Raw genomic sequence first — 19,445 nt, forward strand, 5'->3', positions numbered from 1 at the left:
CCCGGATGCGTTCATGGCCAGCGCTCCTTAAGGAAGGCTGGCACCAGCCTGAACCGCAAACACGACATTTCAATTTAGCGGAAACACGACATCTGAACTTTGGACTAACACACCGTTTGTTGATAATTTATCTTATGTAAAATCGCGTTGCCCACGTTGATCGGGCCCGCGCTTAGCACGCACACGCCGCGGCGGCGCGCAACGCCGGCCCGCCACGTCTGGTCGCCGAAGCGCCCGGTACACGGATCGCACCATGAGACCGTCAGTGTTATCGGCGACGATATGTCGACGATGCGCACGGTGGGATGACTGGTGCCGTCCCAGCGCCGCGACGTGGCACGTTGACGCTTCTTGCCGTCCTGCAACCGAGCCTGTTTCACCGTCGGACCCAGCGCGCCGAATTCCCTGATTCCGCGCACGGTATCGAGCCATGTCGATAGTTTCATCGTCAGGATTCCCATCTAACAAGGGATAAGGGCGACCATCCACACGCCGGGATCGCGTCTGCGCGCAGGCGATGTTGGCCCTTATCGGTCTTTGCGGTCAGCGACCCGCCTTCCCTCGCAGTCACTCGACATTTATCGCGGCGACGGCCCCGCGGTTGCTGCCGGATCCGGCAGCCGTGCGATCACCACCAGTCCTCCGCCCTCTCGCGGCGTGGCGCGGATATCGCCACCGTGAAGAGCCAGTGCGCGACGGGCGATGGTCAGCCCGAGGCCCGTGCCTGACACGGCTCCAATCGTAGCGTCGCGCTGGTGGGGTTCAAACCGGCGGAAGGGCTCAAAGATTTCCTCACAAAATTCTTCGGGCACGCCGGGGCCTCTGTCGCTCACGCTGATTTCGAGCCACCCTGCTCCATCGTCTTCCACTGACGAGGCCCCGGGTAAGCGGACGCGAACCTCCACGGTCGTGTTGGGCATGGAGTATTTGACGGCGTTGCGCACAACATTCTCGAAAGCGCGGTAAAGCGGCTCTCCGGCGACTTCCGCCACGAAGCTGTCCGGCGCATCCAGGGTCACGGTGCAGCCGCGCGCCTTCGCCTCGAACTCGGCGTCCTGCACGATGTCGGCCAGCAGTTCCATCACGTCCACGCGTTCGCGCTCCGGGTTCATCGCGCCCGCCTCCAGTTTGTGCAACGTCAGAAGCTCTTCGATGAACTGATCCAGCCGCTCCGTTTCGCGCGCGATGCGCTCGGCCATCGACGCCGCCGACTGAGGGTCTTGCTGCATGAGACCTATCGCGGCCTGGATACGCGCCAACGGCGAGCGCAGTTCGTGCGACACGTCGTGAAAAAGCTGACGCTGCTGCGTCGCCGCCTGCTGGAGGCGCGCGGCCATTTCATCGAACTCCTGTGCCAGATATGCAAATTCATCGCGACGGGAGCCCATCGCGGGCATCACTCGCACATCGAAGCGCGCGCGCGCCGCGTCGCGGAGCGCCTGGCTGAGATAAAGCACCGGCCTGGAGACATGCCACGCCACCCCGAACGCGATTGGAAGGCTCACGGTGGCGCCTGCCAGCACCGGGATGAGGAAGATCCAGTGGGGTGTAGCGGGTGGTTCGATCCCGCTAACATGCATGTAGAAGCCGGCACATATAAATGCCGCCACCATGCCGAGCCAGCCCGTGAAGAAAATCCGCCAGAACATGCGCCCAAGCCGAAATTGCATGGTTCAGTCCGTCAAAAGCTGGTAGCCCATGCCGCGCACGCTGACGATCCACGGTTGCCCGTCGGGACGTTGGCCGAGCTTCTGGCGGATGCTGCTGATATGCACGTCGATGCGCCGGTCGAAACGCGCAAGCGGCCGACCGAAAGCCTGCTGCGAAATCTCCTCCTTGCTGACCAGCCTGCCGGCGTGCCGCGCCAGGATTTCGACCAGACTGAATTCCGTGCCGGTCAATTCGAGCGGCGCGCCCTGCCAGGTCGCGCGGCGGCTGGAAGTCCACAGCACAAGCTGTCCTGCCTGGACCGGAGCACCGGCGCCCGCGGTTCCCGTGCCGGCCGCACGGCGCAAGATGGCCCGCAGCCGCGCGACCAGTTCGCCCGGCGTGCAAGGCTTCGGAACATAGTCGTCGGCGCCGAGATTGAGGCCTGAAATGCGGTCGATGTCGTCGCCGCGCGCCGTCAGCATCAGCACCGGCACGTGGCTCGTCGCGCGGATGCGGCGCAACGCCTCGATGCCCGACAGGCGCGGCATCATCACATCGAGCACCACGATCGCGAAGCGCCCCGACAGCGCGCGGGCCACGCCGACCTCTCCATCGTGCGCGACGTCGGCGGCAAAGCCTTCGTGGGCGAGGTATTGCACCAGCATACCGGTCAGTTCAGCGTCGTCGTCAACCAGCAGTACCGGCGTCATCAAGGATCGGTCGAGATTCATCATGAAGCCAGTATGGCGCAGGCGGTATCTCCCGAGAAAGCCTTTCGCGCCGAATTTTACGCAACTTAACCCGGCCATACCGCGCTAGATAATGGGCTCCGGACAATAGCGCTCGTCGGTCCTGCAAGGGCCAGGGAGCGTGTATTGAACGAAATTGACCAGCACCGGCGCCGCCGGGCAAGGCTGAGCGCGATAGCGGGCAGCCTTGCGTTGTGCGCATGCGCGCTACAACCCTCTTACGAAACGCCGAAGGTGATCGAAACCACCGGCTGGCAGGCCGAGCTGCCGCACGGCGGCAGTGTTGAGAATCTCGTCGACTGGTGGCGCCGCTTCGACGACCCGGCCGTGGCCGAGCTGGTCCGCACGGCCGAGACCGACAGCCCGACGCTCGCGAAGGCCGTCGCCCGCATCGACGATGCCCGCGCTACGGTCGTGTCCGACAGCTCCGGCGCATGGCCGTCGCTGACCGGCAGCGGATCGGTCACGCGGGCCAAGTCCGCCGTGTCTCTCGGCAACGAGGTTTTCACGAGCCTCGCGACCACGCGCAGCGGCGAGCTGGACGCTTCGTGGGAACTCGACCTGTTCGGCAAGGTGCGCTCGAGCCGTGAATCGGCGAAGGCGCAACTGGCATCCCGTATCGACGACTGGCATGACGCGCGCGTTTCGCTCGCCGCCGAGGTGGCCGACGACTACGTGCAGTACCGGGCATGCCGCCAGCTCGCCGGTGCCTATGAGGAATCGGCGGCGTCGTACGCGCAGACGGAAAAAACCACGCTTGCGGCGGCCGCGGCGGGCATGACGCCGTCCTCCGACGGCTACCTCGCCCAGGCGAACACGGCCAGCGCCCACGCATCGGCGATCCAGCAGCACGTCGTCTGCGAAGAACTCATCAAGTCGCTCGTGGAACTCACGGGCGCGAGCGAGCCGGCACTGCGCGCGATCGTCGATCGGCCGCAAGCGCCCGGCTTGCCCCAGCCGGCAGCATTCAGCGTGCAGTCCGCGCCTGCCGACCTCGTTCGTCAGCGCCCCGATCTGGCTTCGTCCGAACGCGCGCTGGCCGCAGCCTATGCCTCCATCGGAAAGGCCCGTGCCGAGCGTTTTCCGAGCCTGTCGCTGTCCGGCTCGATCGGGCTCTCGGCCACCAACGTGACGTCGCCGATGTCGACGTGGTCGTTCGGGCCGAGCCTGTCGATCCCGCTGTTCGACGCGGGCAAGCGCAAGGCCGCCGTCGATTCGGCGCAGGCCAGCTACGACGAGCAGCTGGCCGCTTATCGCAGCTCGGTGCGCACCGCCGTCAAGGAAGTCGAGGTGGCGCTTGCCGACCTCGACGGCGCCGCACGGCGCAGCGACGACGCGCGGCGCGCCGTCGAGCAATACCGCCGCTACGAAAGCGCCATGGAAACCAACTGGCGTGCCGGCTTCGACACGCTGCTGACGCGCGAGCAGGCGCGCCGCTCGCTGACGAGCGCCGAGATCACCGACATCGAACTGCAGCGTGACCGTGTGCGCAGCTGGATCTCGCTCTACAAGGCCCTGGGCGGCGGCTGGCAGGGCAACGACGCCGTGATGCCGGTTGCCCGCGCCACAACCACCCTGCCCGCCATCTCCACCACGCGCGCCGCCGCTATCTCGCAAGGAACCGTACAGTGAAGCTGAGTCGCTCCAAGGCCGCATTGGCAGCCTTCACCATCATCGCCACCGCAGCCGCCGCCTGGCGGTTCACGCCCGATTTCCGGGCCCATGCCGAGACTCAGGCGGCGCCCGCCGCACTGACCGTCAGCGTGGTCGAGCCGCAGTACCGGAAATGGCCCGATACCCTCCAGGCCAACGGCAGCACGGCTGCCTGGCAGGAAGCCGTCATCGGCGCCGAGACCGGCAGCCTGCGCATCACCGGGCTCTTCGCCGACGTCGGCAGCGAGGTCAAGCGCGGCCAGTTACTCGCGCAGCTCGCCGATGCCACGGCAGCCGCAGACCTGCGCAAGCAGGAAGCCGCCGTCGCTCAGGCGAGCGCCAACCTCGAACAGGCCGAGGCCGACTTGAAACGGTCGAAGCAGGCGGCCGACAGCGGCGCCTTGTCCGCGCAAAAGCTCGACGAATACCGCATCACGGCGACCGTCGATCGCGCCGCGCTGGCTTCCGCCCAGGCCGAGCTGGAGAACAGGCGCATCGCCCTGTCGCAGACGCGCATCGTCGCGGTCGACGACGGCATCGTGTCGTCGCGCTCAGCATTGCTCGGCAACGTGGTGAGTACGGGAACCGAATTGTTCCGGCTGATCCGCCAGGGGCGAATCGAGTGGCAGGCCGAGGTCGACGCGCAGCAATTGGCGCGTATCCACGCACAGCAGTCCGCGCGTGTCACGCTGCCGAACGGCAAGGTGGTCGACGGCACCGTGCGCCTGGTGTCGCCGACACTGTCGACCAACACCGGCCGCGCCATCGTCTACGTCGCGCTGAACGGGCACGATGCCCAGCCCGGCATGTTCGCGAGCGGCGACATCGAACTGGGCAACGTCGAGGTGCTGACACTGCCCGAAGCGGCGCTCGTGCCCCGCGACGGCCGCACCGACGTCTACGTGCTCAATCGCGACGGCGCGACGGTCGAACGGCGCGTCGTGGTCGCCGGACGCCATCGCGACGGACGCTGCGAAATCCTCTCCGGGCTCACGGCCGACATGCGCGTCGTGGCGGGTGGCGGCGGCTTCCTGTCGGACGGCTCGCGCGTGAAGGTGGTGGAACAGAAGGCACTCGCCTCCCTCGCCGCAGCAAACGGCGCGGCGCAAGGAGGCAGACTATGAACGTCTCCTCGTGGTCGATCCGCAATCCCGTTCCCGCGGTGCTGTGCTTCATCCTGCTGACCGTCTTCGGCCTGCTCGGTTTTCACAGGCTTCAAGTGCAGGATTTCCCGGAAATGGACCTGCCGGCCATTACCATTTCCGCTTCGCTGGAAGGCGCGGCGCCGTCGCAGCTGGAAAACGAGGTGGCCCGCAAGATCGAGGACAAGCTGACTTCGCTGTCGCTGCTCGATCACATCTCCACGACGATCACCGACGGCGCGGTCAGCATCAGTGTCATCTTCAAGCTGGAGAAAGACCCGCAGGCCGCATTGAGCGAAGTGCGCAACGCGGTGGACAGCGCGCGCGCCGAACTGCCCGCGGAGATGGCGGCCCCGACCGTGTCTAAAGTCGACTCGGCCGGCTCCCCGCTCGTTACCTACACGGCCGCTTCCGCGTCGATGGACGAGCAGGACCTGTCCTGGTTCGTCGACAACGACCTTTCCAAGGCGCTGCTCTCGGTCAAGGGCGTCTCCAAGGTCGAGCGGATCGGCGGCATCGACCGCGAAGTGCTGATCGACCTTAACCCGGCAACGTTGGCCGGGCTCGGCCTGACGGCGGAAACGGTCTCGAACCAGCTCAAGGCCATGCAGCGCGACCGCTCCGGCGGACAGGGCGACATCGGCGGCCAGCGGCAGTCGGCGCGCACGCTGATTGGCGTGGGCGCCGTGCAGGACGTGGCGACCTTGACGATCGCCACCGGAGACGGCCGGCACGTGCGCCTCGACCAGATCGCCCGCGTCCATGACGGCGCCGCGGACCGTACGAGCTATGCCTATCTGAACGGCAAGCCCGTCGTCGGCGTGCAGATCACGCGCTCGAAGGGCAATTCGGATGTGACGGTCATGCACGATCTGAACCGCACCGTGGCCGCGTTCGCCGCCGCGCATCCGAAGGTGCAGTTGACCGAAGCGAGCAACACCGTCACGCCCATCGAAGACAACTACGAGGGCTCGATGAGCATGCTGATCGAGGGAGCGCTGCTCGCCATCGCCGTGGTCTGGTGGTTCCTGCGGGACGGCCGGGCCACGCTGGTGTCGGCGGCGGCGCTGCCGCTGTCGATCACCCCGACGTTCGGCTTCATGTACCTCGCCGGGTACACGCTGAACACCGTGACGCTGCTGGCCCTGTCGCTCGTGATCGGCATTCTCGTCGACGATGCGATCGTCGAGATCGAGAACATCGAGCGCCATCTGCGCATGGGCAAGTCCCCATTTCAAGCCGCCATGGAAGCAGCCGACGAGATCGGCCTTGCGGTGATCGCCACCACCTTCACGCTGGTGGCGGTGTTTCTGCCGACAGCGTTCATGGCGGGCATTCCAGGGCTCATCTTCCGGCAGTTCGGGGTGACCGCGTCGGTGGCCGTGCTGATCTCGCTGCTGGTCGCGCGTCTGCTCACGCCGATGATGGCCGCCTACCTGATGAAGGCGGCCAGCCACGTCGACCAGGACGGCCCGCTGATGAAGCGCTATCTGGGCTGGGTGCACGCCTGCCTCGGCAAGCGTGGCCGCACCATGGCGGCAGTCGGCCTGTTCCTGCTGGTCTCTTTTGCGGCGATCGGCGCGCTGAAGACGGGCTTCCTGCCGTCGCAGGACAAGTCGCAGACGCAGGTCAAGCTCGAACTGGCGCCGGGCAGCACGCTCGAAGCGAGCCGCGCCACGGCCCTTCACGCAAACACGCTGATCAGCCGGTTGCCCGAGGTAAGCGGCGTGTTCGCCTCGGTCGGAAGTGCGAATGACAGCAGCGGCGGTCCGGTCGGCGGCGGCAGTAGCACGTCAGATGTGCGCACTTCGTCGCTGATCGTCGACCTGGTCCCGCGCAGCAAGCGCGGCCTGAAGCAATCGGCGGTGGAAGACGAGATTCGCGCGCAGTTGCGCGACCTGCCGGGCGTGCGCGTATCGGTGAACAACGGCGGCAACGGTGAGAAGCTGCAAATCACGCTGGCCGGCAGCGATACGGCTTCACTCGAAGCTTCGGCCACCGAACTGGAAAAGCAGCTGCGCACGCTGCACGGCATCGGCAACGTGACGTCGAGCGCGGCGCTGCAACGCCCCGAAGTGCAGTTCCGGATCGACCCGGCGCGCGCCGCCGACCTCGGCGTGACGGCCCAGGCCGCGGCCGACGCCGTGCGCATCGGCACCTACGGTGACTACTCGACGTCGCTGCCCAAGCTCAATCTTCCGGATCGGCAGGTCGCCCTGCGCGTCCGTCTCAATCCGGCGTTGCGGCAGGACCTCGACGTCATCGGCCAGTTGCGTGTGGCAGGCACGCACGGCAGCGTGACGCTGGCCTCGCTGGGCACCCTTTCGATCGGCAGCGGCCCGTCGCAGATCGACCGGATGGACCGCGACCGCAACATCACGTTGTCGGTCGAGCTCAACGGACGCACGCTCGGCGAAGTCAACCAGGAAGCGCACCAGCTGCCGGCGCTGCGGAATCTGCCCGCCAGCGTGCGCGAGGTGCAGCAAGGCGAGGTGCAGCACATGGACGAGCTGTTCAACAGCTTCGGCCTCGCGATGGCGATCGGCATCTTCTGCGTGTACGCGGTGCTCGTGCTCCTGTTCCATGATTTCCTGCAGCCGGCCACGATCCTCTGTGCGCTGCCGCTGTCGATTGGCGGGGCTCTGTTTTCGCTGCTGGTCGCCCGCATGAGCTTTTCGATGCCCGCGCTGATCGGCCTGCTGATGCTGATGGGCATCGTGACCAAGAATTCGATCCTGCTCGTCGAGTATGCAGTCGTTGCCCGGCACGAACGCGGCTTGAGCCGGATGGAAGCGTTGATGGACGCCTGCCACAAGCGGGCTCGCCCGATCCTGATGACAACCATCGCCATGGGTGCCGGCATGCTGCCCAACGCCCTCGGCCTCGGCGCGGACCCGAGCTTCCGCCAGCCGATGGCGATCGTCGTGATCGGCGGCCTGCTCGCCTCCACGTTGCTGAGCCTGATCGTGATTCCGGTGATCTTCACCTACGTGGACGACCTGGAACAGTGGCTGCGCCGCCGGTTCAGGCACGCCGCAGGGGTACGGGAAACCGCCTTGGCGAAGGATACGGCCGCGTCATGAGAACCTTCCCGCACCTCGTCGTGTGCCGCGAATGCGACACGGTCTACCGGCGCCCTCGCCTTGCACCCGGCGATACGGCGCGCTGCGAAACCTGCGAAGCCACGCTGCATGGCGCGAGCCATCCGGACGTCGACGGCTGGCTGGCACTGACCGCCGCCGCGGGCATCGTCTTCGCGATCGCCAACGTCTGTCCGCTGATCCGTATCGATCTGCACGGCCTGCACAGCGAAGCGACGCTCTGGCAGTCCGTCATGGCGCTCGCGCACGGTGCGGCCTCTCCCATCGCCGTACCGGCCGCGCTCGCCGTCGTCGTTGTGCCTTTCCTGCAGATCGTGCTGCTCGCGTGGGTGCTCGCTTACTCGCGGGCAGGCCGTCAGGCGCCCGGGTTCGCCCCGGTGATGCGCCTGCTCGCCGCATTGCAGCCGTGGAGCATGGTCGAGGTGGCGTTGCTCGGCGTCCTCGTGTCGATCGTCAAGCTCTCGAGCTTTCTGAAGGTCGCTCCGGGCGTCGGCATCTGGGCGATGGCGGCTTCGATGGTGTTGATCACGCTGATCGCCCGCCGCGACGTCCAGTCGCTGTGGAACCTCACCGGGCACGGTGCACAAGCATGAATCCACGCCCCCGCAGCGCTGAACTCTGCGTGCTCGGCTGCCACGCATGCGGCCTCGTCAGCGAAGCGCCGGTAGACGGTCACGACGATGCGCGGTGCCCGCGCTGCGGCACGAGGCTGCAGCGCCGCCGGCCCGCCAGCATCGAGCGCGCCTTCGCGTTCCTGCTGGCGGGCATCATCTTCTACATCCCCGCCAACATGATGCCGGTGATGCACACCGTCATGCTGAACCGCGGCAGCGACAACACCATCCTGCAAGGCGTCGTCGCCTTTTGGAAGCACGGCTCGTATGGGATCGCCCTCGTGATCTTCATCGCCAGCGTGGCCGTGCCCTGCGCGAAGTTCCTGATTCTCGGCCTGCTGCTGATCACTGCCCGCCGGGGCAGCGGCTGGGCGCGTCGCGAACGCGCCAGGCTCCACCGCCTCGTCGAACTGGTCGGCTACTGGTCGATGCTCGACGTGCTCGTCGTGGCGATCGTCGCCGCGCTCGTCAAGTTCCAGGCGCTGGCCGTCGTCGAGCCGCGCCCCGGCATTTTCTTTTTCGGCGGCATGGTGATCCTGACCATGCTTTCGGCCATGCAATTCGATCCTCGCCTGACCTGGGACGGTAAAGACTGATGAGCGACACCCCCGAACAACAGCTTGAACCGGGCTTGCCGCCGGTGATCCGGCGCCGGCCGCGCCTCTCCGCGGTCTGGCTCGTGCCGGCGATTGCCGCGCTGATCGGGCTGTCGCTGCTGCTCCACGCGTGGTTGTCGGCGGGGCCGACGATCTCGATCGCGTTCCAGACCGCGACCGGCCTCGAAGCCGGCAAGACGCCCGTGAAGTACAAGGACGTCACCATCGGCACGGTGACCGCCGTCGCCTTGAGCGAGGACGGCTCGCACGTGGTCGCGCAAGTCGCGCTGAGCGAGAGCGCCGGGAGCGTCGCGCGTGACGATACGCGCTTCTGGGTCGTGCGTCCGCGCGTCGGTCTGGGCGGCGTATCGGGCATCGACACGCTGCTTTCGGGCGCCTACATCGGCGTGGACAAGGGCAGCTCGTCGCGTGCGGGCCGCGTCTTCACAGGGCTCGAAGCGCCGCCGACGGTCATCAACGGCATGCCCGGCAAGAGCTTCCTGATCCATGCCGACGATCTCGGCTCGCTCGACATCGGCTCGCCGGTCTACTACCGCCGCATCCAGGTCGGCCGCGTCGCGTCGTACCGGCTCGACGCCGACGGTCGCGGCATCGACCTCCAGATATTCGTCGATGCGCCCTACGACCGCTACGTCACGACCGGCACGCGTTTCTGGAACGCGAGCGGCGTCGACGTTTCTCTCGGCGCCGACGGGCTAAAGCTCAACACGCAATCGCTGGCCACGGTTATCGCGGGTGGCGTCGCGTTTGGCACGCTGCCCGGCGGCAACCTGCAAGCTGCTCCAAGCCAGACCCGCTACGAGCTGACAAGGGACGAGCAGACCGCGATGGCTCCGCCGGACGGCCCAAGCCAGCACATGCAGTTGCGCTTTACACAGTCCATGCGCGGTCTCGCGGTGGGCGCGCCGGTGGAGTTCTCCGGACTGAACATCGGCAAGGTGACGTCGCTGCATCTCGATTACGACGCGGACAACCATCGTTTCCCGTCGATCGTTGACATCGTCGTGTATCCGGGCCGACTCGGGAGCGTGCTGCAACGGCTGCCGAGGTACAGCGGCGATGCCGACGAGCAAGGCGCCCAGCTCCTTGCCGGCCTGGTCCAGCACGGCCTGCGCGCCCAGGCGCGCCTCGGGAACCTGCTCACTGGCCAGCTCTATATCTCGCTCGACTTCGTGCCCAATGCGCCGGCGGTTGCCTTCGACGTGCATGCGCATCCGCTGACGCTTCCCACCGTCAACGGCGGCTTCGACCAGATGCAGGAGCAGATCGCCAGCATCGTCGCCAAGGTCGACAAGATGCCGCTCGATTCGATCGGTCAACATCTCGACACATCGCTGGCGGGTCTGGACGCGATGCTGCGGCAGGTCAACGGACAGGTTCTTCCGGCCGCCTCGCAGACCTTGCAGCAGACGAACCAGATGCTCGCAACCGTGCAGGGTGCATTCGCAGCCGACGCGCCGTTGCAGCAAAACCTTCAGCAATCCCTGCAGGAAGTGCAGCGCACCGCCGGTTCACTGCGCACCCTCATCGACCTGCTCGGCCGTCATCCCGAAGCGCTGCTGCGTGGCTTGTCGAGCGATGCGAATCCCGTCTCGAACGCCAATACGGCAACAACTGGAAACTGATATGCATGCCCTCTTCCGCATGGGTTCGCTTGCATTTTTTCTTGGCTTGGCTGCGTGCGCTTCCACGCCGGTCCACTACTACACCATGCTTGCCCCATCGGCATACGCGACGTCGCCGCAATCCCCCGCGGACTTTCTGATCGACGTCCTGCCGGTTGGCGTTCCGTCCTACCTGGATCAGGCTCAATTGGTCGTGCGGCAAGGCACGACCGGCGTGACCGTGCTGGACGGCGAACGCTGGGCAAGTCCATTTGGTGACGAATTGCGAAATGCCCTGTCTGCCGAACTGACCCAGCGACTTGGAACACAGGACATAGGCGGTCTGCCCCGGCCTTCAGACAAGCCTCTTCTGAGGATCAAACTCCAGGTTCGCCGGTTCGACGCATGGCCCGGAGAGCGAGTTCAACTGGAAGCCGCCTGGAGTCTAAGCTTCGCGGGAGACCCCGCGGATAGCCGGTTGTCGTGCTACGGCCATTTCGATGAGCCGGCCAATGGCGGTTATGCCGGGATGGTGAAAGCGCAACAGCATGCGATTGCAGAGCTGGCCGCCAGGATCGATATCGATGCGCGCCGCTGGGCGCGTTCACACGACATGGCCTGCTATCCCGGAAGTGACGCTGGACATGAGGCGCAACGTTGAGCACCAGGGCGACTTCCGGATTTCGGAGGTCCTGGAGACATCGGATCGTCCAGTGCACTCGCTCTGGAGGTGAAGCGGAGCCACCATCGATCGAGAACTTATCTACTCAGGGTTCCTGTACGACAGGCGTGTTATTGGGCGCCATGCCGGTCGCGGCAGTGCACGACCGGTCGTTGTCGTAATGATGGGCGGGTCTGCCGTGCCGAGGTCCGGTTCAAGGTCGAATGCCTTGTCTTATCGCGCGCCACATTTTCAATTCCGCAGTCACCATTGAAACAATCAGAGGAAGCTTTCATGCCCAAATCGCTGTTGTCTATCCTGAAGCTCGCTGCCGTGGCCACGGTCGCAGCCCCACTGCTGACCGCTTGCGTGCTACCGCCACCGGCACCTCTTCCACCACCGGTGCCTCTTCCACCACCGGCACTTCTTCCGCCACCGCCGCCACCGCTCGCTCAGGCCGCCCCTGCCAGCCGGACCGCTCGTCCTGGCGCCGAGCTCAAGCCAGCATCAACTTACGTTTGATGCGAGACGGGATGCTTTGACCACTGACGGGTCATGCCGTATGGAAATCATCCTGTCCGGCAGCCCGAAGCGTCGCGGACCCACTGCGGCCGACGATCACGTGTTACCTGGGCGCAGCGCCATAGTCTGGTCGTATAGTCGGTATCCGACACCGATATCGAGCGCTGCGCGAAGTAACGCTGGTCGCTTGCTGCTGCAGGCCTCTCAAGCCAATTCCTGCCGAATTGCGCGTGAGAGCCTTTCTTCAGCGAAGTCTTTGAGGGAAAGGTGAAGCAGCACAGCTGCTACCTGGGTTATGGAGGGCCGGAAGTACAGATCGCCACACGCCAAGGTGAGTTGCTTCAGAATAATCCAGTCGGTGTCTATCTTCGGGATTTTCACCTGCGAATGGACTCCCTCGAGCGCAGGCCGACCGCCGGAAGATCGCAGCAATTCCGAGAGGAGGCGACGGAGCTGGAAAAGATCCACCTCCCTACTGTAAGCGGCTGATGCAAGATCGAGAAGACGCGCCTGCTGATCGAGGGATACCTCCGCGACTTCGCTCGTCGCTGTGATCTCAACGAGCTTATCCAAAGCAATTGAGTCGCCCCCTTCTTTCTGCTGCATTTGACTCTCCCTAGTCGATCCATTCGTATCCCTTATGCCTCTCGCTACAAGCGCAAGCGTCGACCACACGCAGGACCGTATCGTTGCGAGGATGGAGCGGATGCCCAGGCCTCTTCGGTCACCACCTCGACGCGCCGCGTCAGGACAGGCAGACTATTCTTCGACAGCCTCGAACGTCCGCTCGCCCAACTTCTGTGCAACAGCCTCAATCCCCAGGAAAGGTATGCGGTAGTGGTACTCCAGCGGCACCTGCTTTCCATCGATCAATGCGTCGGCCTGGATCTGATCTTTCCGAATGAACGCGACCGGTGGCACGAGCAGGGAAACGACGAAAATGGCGGAGCGCGCTGCAAGGCCACGTTCTGTGTAGTCCTTGATCGTCAGCGTCACCTTCGTGCCACCTGCGATCGGCACGCCTGCTTTTGCCGCTGCCGCAGCGTAGCCCTCATGGATCATCCCCGGAACGCTCGGGCGCACCCGGCAATCTCCGCAGTCGATCACGATCGAGATGTCCGGCACGCTCTTCGGTCGAGCCCCTGAGGCCCTTGAGGCCGTTGAGTCGCCGGTCGCACATCCAGTGAGGAGCAAACCGGCTGAGATCGATCCCAGTGCCGCAAGTCGAGTGAAGTTATTCATGATGTCGCTACTCGTAAGAGTCGTTGTAAGAGAGCATTGGGGCTAAGGCATTCCGTAACGTCGCCCATGTCCTGATCCGTGAAATCCGGCCGCATGGCCTGGTCGGAGCCGGCTACATCCGGCTCCGACGATTACGCGCGATTCCGTACTGTGGCCCCGCGTTGATTGCCACGCCACTCACGCGAGAGACGATCTGTGACATCAAGCCCGTATGCATCACACACCGTCACATTTCCCGCGGCATTCGACGTGCGTTAAGCCATACACTCGCTCAATCCTCAACCACGGAGCGATGTCATGGCGTTGCCTGCAGCGCGATCAGTCATCTGGTTAGCAATAGCGGTACATGCGAGCGCGTTCGCGCAGGTTCCTGTGAAACCCGGAAAGTGGGAGCTGACCAGCACCTTCAAGGGCCTGCCTTTCGGCGACTCCGCGAAGCCTGCCCGAACGGTGTGTATTTCGGCGGCCGAACTTGGCGCCGTTCCCGAAAAAACCCTGATAAGCGCAGCGCCTGAACCCGCTGGCGGCGGATCTGGAGCTCCCCCAAAGTGCGAGTACTCCAACATTCGTCGAGAAGGCGCGCAGTCGTCATGGACACTGGCCTGTGAAGGTCCCAAAATGTCCGGCGCCGGCAATGCAACGGCTACGTCAGAGGCGGTAGAACTGTCGGAGACGCTAAGACTGGAAACACCCTTTGGTTCGCGCTACGTTCAGCACATTGTGCTTGCACGTCGCCAGAGAGATTGCCCCTGAACACAGGTTCATCGCAGATGGCTCACGTGCACGTTTGCTCGCTTCAGCGCTCCCTACCCACGACGGACCGGCACCTCTCCCCATTCTTCACATCACATTCGGCGACGCCCCTTGACCTGCCACAGGTTGGCGTTGCCCGGCAGCGACTCGTGACTGCATGCGGCGTATAGGCCGGTCACCGCATCCCCTCTTCTGCGCCACCTGAGACAAGTGTGTTCTCGGACTCCCTTAATTGAGGCACACGATTCTGGTTCGCCACGTCTGCGATTCATCTATCTGGAACATGGGCTGCGCCACAGTGAGCGGAGATTGAATCTGGGGATGATGATTGACTTGATCGGACACAGTCGCCTTCCAAGCGAGTCATGTGTGACATTCGGGCCGGAAAGTGTCCGTAAACACGTATCGGAAATGTCCCACTTTTCAACTCATCGAATAGGCGAACACTGGAAGAAAATATGACCCAGTCGTTCTTCATTCGTAGAACACATCACCCTACTGAAGGTCTAGAGCGATGCTGCTGGAATGCAAACCCATGCAGGATTCTGGATAGTGAATGCAGCAGGTGGTAGTCGAACCGAAGCCGGCACCTTCATGAACATGTTTCTGAATTGACTGGTAAAGACAATGCGACGAGCAACTTATTTAATTGCAGCAATCCTAATGTTCTTCATGTCCGGTTGCGCCAGTTCACCTTTTCTTTCTGGTCTGGTTGTCGGCGCAACAATTGGTGTTGGCGGATTCGTCTGCATGTCAGTTTGCCATTGATTTTCGCTAGTGCAACTGGCGTTCCGCTGATCTCCAGGCATCGCCTCATTTAAGGCGGCAAAGGGCCGGACGCGCCTTCTGCTGCGTGCAACCAATAAGTGCCGCTAGCACGCAGACGTGCCCCCGCTCTGTTAGCAATATGAGCTTATTGCTCGTAAGGAGCAGTATTGTGTTGACTGTTTTTCTCGTAGTCGCACCCGTTGCGATTCTCTGCCTGTTCGGGATTGCCGCGAAGATAGATCCGAGAACTGGACGCTGGCGAACGCATCGCCGGTCCACGTGGAATCAAACGACGTCCGATCCCGATTGCGTAAGCGATGAAGTCCACGCTGTGCACTACGCGGCGGACCCTCAGTGCCTCTATCCGCTCACAGTGACGCCTACAGCGACTGCTAACGACCAGCCGGTTCGATCGGACGTCAAGGTTCTAGCCCGCGACGCGCCCTGTGACGCATCGCATTTTAGGACTCTGGAATCTTGAACCGTATTCGACCTGGCGGTTCGCGAGGCGACGGCCGGCATTCGCCGGCGAACGTGCACACAGCGTGGCATCAACCCATGCCGGACGGGCAGCGAACGCATTGACACCCTGAACGTTGAATATATCGCGCACTACGCTCAGTCTAAAGCCGTACAGCACCGCCATATTGAAGTTGAGGACCAGACGATTGATCGAGCGTACCAGCTAGAAATTGTGCCGTCTGCTCATGCCGGGATTTTAGTTATGGCTGGCACGAAAACATAGCCATGTCCGCGTACGGTCTGAATAAACACGGGCACGGTTGGGTCCGGTTCCAATAGCCGGCGCAGGCGGACCATCGCAGCATCCACGGCCCGCAAGGAAACGGCATCCTCGCGTAAGTGCGATACGGCCACCAGACGCTCCCGTGACAAAGGAATCCCGGCATTCGTTGTCAGCTCGGCAAGCATTGTGTATTCGATTGTATTGAGCACGCGCACCTTATTGCCGCGGGACAGACTTCGGGCTGCCACATCGAAAACGTATTCCCCAATCCGTATGAACGCACTTGAATCAAGTGGCGTTCCTGGTGTGATAGCTGTTCGCCGCAAAACGGCCCGCACGCGGGCAAGCAGTTCCCGGTGTCCGTATGGTTTGCTCAAACAGTCATCCGCGCCCATCTCCAGCCCGACCACGCGTTCGATCTCTTCACTGTTCCCTGCCAGCAGGATAATGGGAACGCGATCCCCTTCAGCCCGCAACTTGCGACAGGCGGCAAGTCCTGACATTATCGCGCCCCCCACGTCGAGCACGATCAGGTCAGGACGCACCCGATGAACACGACGAAGCATCTCTGCTGCGTCGACCATGGGCGTGACAATGAGATTTTCCCTTTCCAGGTAGCCGCAAAGCATGTCTCTCAGCGCCACATCGCTCTCCACAACGAAGAGGTGATAGGGACGCGCGTCACCCGTAAATTTAATGTCTTTCATTGGGTCATCGATACGATCGAGGTGAACAGTTCCTTTGTCACCGGGCATCGTAGATGCGCTCGCCATCCATTGCTGTCAGGCGACGTTAAGCTGGGTAAAAATCCATTAGGAGGTCGCGCCGACCATTGGTGTTAGCACCGATGTAAAAATGCCCCTGTCGCCAAGGTAAACCTGACCCACCTGGGGGACGACGGCGGCATTTGCCGCCGATGCCGACTCAGGAGCAAGCAGTGGAACAAGGTATCGGCTAGGCGTGCGACGGCGTTCGAAGTGGTGGCCGTTTGCGCACTCGAAGACATACAACTCACTGCAGCACGCGCTGACCGTAGATCCATTCGATACTTCCGTAGGGGGCAAGCTGGTTAAGCTCGACGAGCGCAGAGCTGGCTCCCACCGCACTTCCCTTGACGAACTTCCGGTACGCGCCCTGATAGAACAGCACCTCACCTCGCGCCTCCTGCTGGTCGACACCAGACATGCGGGCAAGGATTGCGGTCATTTCCAGCGACGTCCCGTCCCCTCGCCACATACGCAGCAAGGCGCCGTAGTGCCCGCTGTCATGCTCGGCGTAATACGCTGCATCGCGCTCAAGCGTGGCATTGGCCAGCGACGGATTCTGCGCTCTCGCCATGATGTACCGGTACACCACCGCCCGGTACGCGAGGAAGCTCGGGCCTTCAAGGGGGGACTGCGCATCCGCAAGCGTATCGATGGCGTCTCGCCATTGCTCCAGTTGCATGTGCGCGAATGTGGCCGTGACGAACCCCTCTGTGTAGGTGCCCAATACCACGGCTCGCTGCGCATCTGGTTGGCTCGCAGCCCGTTTTCGCGTGTTGTCGATCTCGGGCGCGAGGAGTGTCAATGCGGCCTGCGGATCGTTCAGCGCGAACAGAATGCCTGCCTTCGTCGCGATCAGATCCCGGTTGTTCTCTCCCTTCGCCGAGGCCATCGCGCGATCGATAACATCGAGCGCTTCCTTCGACCGACCGAGGGAATCCAGCGCGGCGGCCTCCCTTTTCATCGCCGACGCCCTGTCCGGGTCGGATGTTGCCGCCGCCTCCTGTTGCCGCGCATCCTGGAGTTGCCGTTCATGATCGGCTTCCAGAAAATTCTTCTTCACATTTTCGAGCGCGAGATAGTCGCGTCCCTTCGGACATGCAACAGGGCGCCCCACGGGAGCAGGGTGATCCGGGTCCGTAATATCCATCACGCTCTGCGAGCAACTGCTCGTACCCTGGAAAGCGAAGTCAACGTGATATTTTCGTCCTTGTTCTGGTGTGAACGATGTGACAATCGGTCCGCATGAACCGGAATAGCGGTTCGGCACTTCAGGCCCGGAAAGGCCTTTCACCTGGACGGGTACGCCGGGCTGTACATATTGCTCCCGCGAGGTTTCGTTACGAAGCACCGCCTTGTTAAGCTTCTCCGTCAAGTTCGCAATCCCTGGCAGCAGGACCTCCCTGCCGCTGTGGAAAACGCGGCCGACCGGCTCGAAGCCGCTGCAAGCCTGCGTCGACGTGCTTGTCCAGTACCCGACGGCCATCGGCATTCCGCTGGAGGTGAACGTCAGTTTCGCTGCATTGGGGTCGGCGGCTTTTCCCGCCTGAAGTTGCCGTGTCTCTTGCTGCCGTACGGCGGTCTGGTCTGCCGGAGGGCGCCGATGGGCGCAGCCGGTCAATGCGAGCATTGACGCGAGAGTGGTAGCGATGGTTAGTGTGGTTAGTGTTTTTTTTGACATTTGGTCTTGTTACGTTACGTTGCTTGCTGTGCCAGACCACCACCAACTCATCGCAGGAGTTGGTCATGGCCGACGTTAATCTCAAATCATGTACTGCTTACCCCGAGCGCTACGTCATCATCCGGCAGTCGTTGCTGTCCCTCTGGCGTTTCTCCCTTTTGCAACTCCGCCAGCTTCAGCTTTTCATTCTGGTGCAACTGCCGGTCGTAGAGAACACTGCCTGTGAGCGCAATTGGCGACCCTACATATCGATTATTTGCATGTCTTGCTTGTGGTGGCGTTGTACCTCATGGATATGAGAACAGTTGGCGTGTTCTTGTAGTCCCCAACGTTTTCTTGAATCTCCGCAAGCACGCCCTTTTTACAGAAAGAAGCGGGGTTAGTCGGAATCTGCTCCCAGCCGAGATCAACTAGGGTTTTGATGTCCCTATTCCGAAGCTGCTGCGACCACGAATCCGTGCGAATCAGGAGCGATAACAGCGCTCCGCCGAACTTCGCGTTCTCATTTCGATAGACGACAACCCCCCCGTTTCCGAGCATCGTCGCCATGTCGGTTTTCATCATGCTCATCCTTACACTTGCGTCAGTCGTTGATGGATTTTTTATCAAGACGTAAATGAGGATGAACAACCACAACACCACCGCCAGTGCTACTACGTAGTGCTTGGCGGGGCGGCCCAAAATTTGATTGTCTGGCATGATCCAATTATTGTGATGCGGGAAGTTTGAACACAGGCAAAGAACATGTTGGCGTTAGCTTTCTGCGCCGCCGTCGCCTGGAACATGTACCCGGGGCCGCAACTCGGACAATTCGGGTCAGCAGGCAGCAATGCATGTGCTTGACTCAGGAACTCGCTCGCAGCCTCGTTCCACTACCCCGACACGCCATTCTGCACCTGACGGAAGGCCTGCTGAGCGAGTTCCTCCTGCGCTACCGCGACTTGGGCATCACTCGGCGGATTGCCGCCATTCATCAATCGAGCAAACGTCTTGGCGTTGTCCTTGATCCACTGCTGCTCGGTCGGGTGCAACTGGCGGTTGTAAAGGTCTATGGTTTTATTGGATTGAATATATGCCAAATAAATAATCCGAATATTAATGCAACTATCGCTGTCGTAACAATCCAATAAGCCCGCTTTGCAGCAGGGCTCATCTTTTTCCAAGTTTCATCATCCGGCC

The 19,445-nt window shown here is 62.7% G+C and carries 17 protein-coding genes; 8 read left to right on the forward strand and 9 right to left on the reverse strand.

The window, feature by feature from the left end; translation table 11 throughout:
- Positions 1–104 precede the first annotated feature (104 nt).
- The 3 genes from DSC91_RS36275 to DSC91_RS36285 form a co-directional block, all read right to left on the reverse strand.
- Positions 105–461 (reverse strand): DUF3331 domain-containing protein, encoded by a 357-nt coding sequence (locus DSC91_RS36275; protein ID WP_115783256.1) that lies wholly within the window; start codon positions 459–461, stop codon positions 105–107.
- Positions 462–578: 117 nt separating this feature from the next.
- Positions 579–1,670, reverse strand: coding sequence for a HAMP domain-containing sensor histidine kinase (locus tag DSC91_RS36280; protein WP_115783257.1), 1,092 nt, complete (start codon positions 1,668–1,670; stop codon positions 579–581).
- A 3-nt stretch (positions 1,671–1,673) separates the two neighbouring features.
- Positions 1,674–2,360 (reverse strand): response regulator transcription factor, encoded by a 687-nt coding sequence (locus DSC91_RS36285; protein WP_115783648.1) that lies wholly within the window; start codon positions 2,358–2,360, stop codon positions 1,674–1,676.
- Positions 2,361–2,534: 174 nt separating this feature from the next.
- Here DSC91_RS36285 and DSC91_RS36290 point away from each other — a divergent pair, with 174 nt between their 5' ends.
- From DSC91_RS36290 to DSC91_RS36320, 7 genes are read left to right on the forward strand one after another with little or no spacing between them, the layout of a single operon-like run.
- Complete coding sequence (locus DSC91_RS36290) at positions 2,535–4,031, forward strand: efflux transporter outer membrane subunit (protein ID WP_115783649.1); 1,497 nt, start codon at positions 2,535–2,537, stop codon at positions 4,029–4,031.
- Positions 4,028–5,176: an efflux RND transporter periplasmic adaptor subunit gene (locus DSC91_RS36295; protein ID WP_115783258.1), complete on the forward strand. Its 1,149-nt coding sequence runs from the start codon at positions 4,028–4,030 to the stop codon at positions 5,174–5,176. The genes DSC91_RS36290 and DSC91_RS36295 overlap by 4 nt, the downstream gene beginning before the upstream one ends.
- A complete protein-coding gene (locus DSC91_RS36300) occupies positions 5,173–8,277 on the forward strand; it encodes an efflux RND transporter permease subunit (protein ID WP_115783259.1) in 3,105 nt (1,034 codons plus the stop codon). Before DSC91_RS36295 ends, DSC91_RS36300 begins: the two co-directional genes overlap by 4 nt.
- Positions 8,274–8,888 carry a paraquat-inducible protein A gene (locus DSC91_RS36305; protein ID WP_115783260.1) on the forward strand — a complete coding sequence of 205 codons (615 nt, stop codon included), beginning with the start codon at positions 8,274–8,276 and terminating at the stop codon, positions 8,886–8,888. The genes DSC91_RS36300 and DSC91_RS36305 overlap by 4 nt, the downstream gene beginning before the upstream one ends.
- 29 nt (positions 8,889–8,917) lie before the next feature.
- The gene (locus tag DSC91_RS36310) at positions 8,918–9,505 is read left to right on the forward strand and encodes a paraquat-inducible protein A (protein ID WP_229758411.1); all 588 of its coding nucleotides are present in this window, start codon (positions 8,918–8,920) and stop codon (positions 9,503–9,505) included.
- Positions 9,505–11,151: a PqiB family protein gene (locus DSC91_RS36315; RefSeq protein WP_115783262.1), complete on the forward strand. Its 1,647-nt coding sequence runs from the start codon at positions 9,505–9,507 to the stop codon at positions 11,149–11,151. Before DSC91_RS36310 ends, DSC91_RS36315 begins: the two co-directional genes overlap by 1 nt.
- A gap of 1 nt (position 11,152) precedes the next feature.
- Complete coding sequence (locus DSC91_RS36320; RefSeq protein ID WP_115783263.1) at positions 11,153–11,791, forward strand: PqiC family protein; 639 nt, start codon at positions 11,153–11,155, stop codon at positions 11,789–11,791.
- Positions 11,792–12,517: 726 nt separating this feature from the next.
- Here DSC91_RS36320 and DSC91_RS36330 read toward each other — a convergent pair.
- Positions 12,518–12,919, reverse strand: coding sequence for a hypothetical protein (locus tag DSC91_RS36330; RefSeq protein WP_115783264.1), 402 nt, complete (start codon positions 12,917–12,919; stop codon positions 12,518–12,520).
- 153 nt (positions 12,920–13,072) lie between these two features.
- Positions 13,073–13,555 (reverse strand): hypothetical protein, encoded by a 483-nt coding sequence (locus DSC91_RS36335; RefSeq protein ID WP_229758410.1) that lies wholly within the window; start codon positions 13,553–13,555, stop codon positions 13,073–13,075.
- Between the two features lie 297 nt (positions 13,556–13,852).
- On the opposite strand from DSC91_RS36335, the gene DSC91_RS38730 reads away from it, so the two are divergent.
- A complete protein-coding gene (locus DSC91_RS38730) occupies positions 13,853–14,308 on the forward strand; it encodes a DUF3617 domain-containing protein (protein WP_115783266.1) in 456 nt (151 codons plus the stop codon).
- A 1,473-nt stretch (positions 14,309–15,781) separates the two neighbouring features.
- Here the strand turns inward: DSC91_RS38730 and DSC91_RS36350 are convergent.
- The 4 genes from DSC91_RS36350 to DSC91_RS36365 all read right to left on the reverse strand — a co-directional run bounded on the left by DSC91_RS36350 (position 15,782) and on the right by DSC91_RS36365 (position 19,429).
- A complete protein-coding gene (locus DSC91_RS36350) occupies positions 15,782–16,528 on the reverse strand; it encodes a response regulator (RefSeq protein WP_115783268.1) in 747 nt (248 codons plus the stop codon).
- 304 nt (positions 16,529–16,832) lie between these two features.
- Positions 16,833–18,266 (reverse strand): hypothetical protein, encoded by a 1,434-nt coding sequence (locus tag DSC91_RS36355; RefSeq protein ID WP_162831524.1) that lies wholly within the window; start codon positions 18,264–18,266, stop codon positions 16,833–16,835.
- 252 nt (positions 18,267–18,518) lie between these two features.
- Entirely contained in the window at positions 18,519–18,965 is a 447-nt protein-coding gene (locus DSC91_RS36360; protein WP_115783270.1) for a hypothetical protein, read from the reverse strand.
- Between the two features lie 173 nt (positions 18,966–19,138).
- Complete coding sequence (locus DSC91_RS36365; RefSeq protein WP_162831525.1) at positions 19,139–19,429, reverse strand: hypothetical protein; 291 nt, start codon at positions 19,427–19,429, stop codon at positions 19,139–19,141.
- Positions 19,430–19,445 lie beyond the last annotated feature (16 nt).

Origin of the sequence: Paraburkholderia caffeinilytica (genome assembly GCF_003368325.1) — a bacterium.
GTDB classification, from domain to species: domain Bacteria; phylum Pseudomonadota; class Gammaproteobacteria; order Burkholderiales; family Burkholderiaceae; genus Paraburkholderia; species Paraburkholderia caffeinilytica.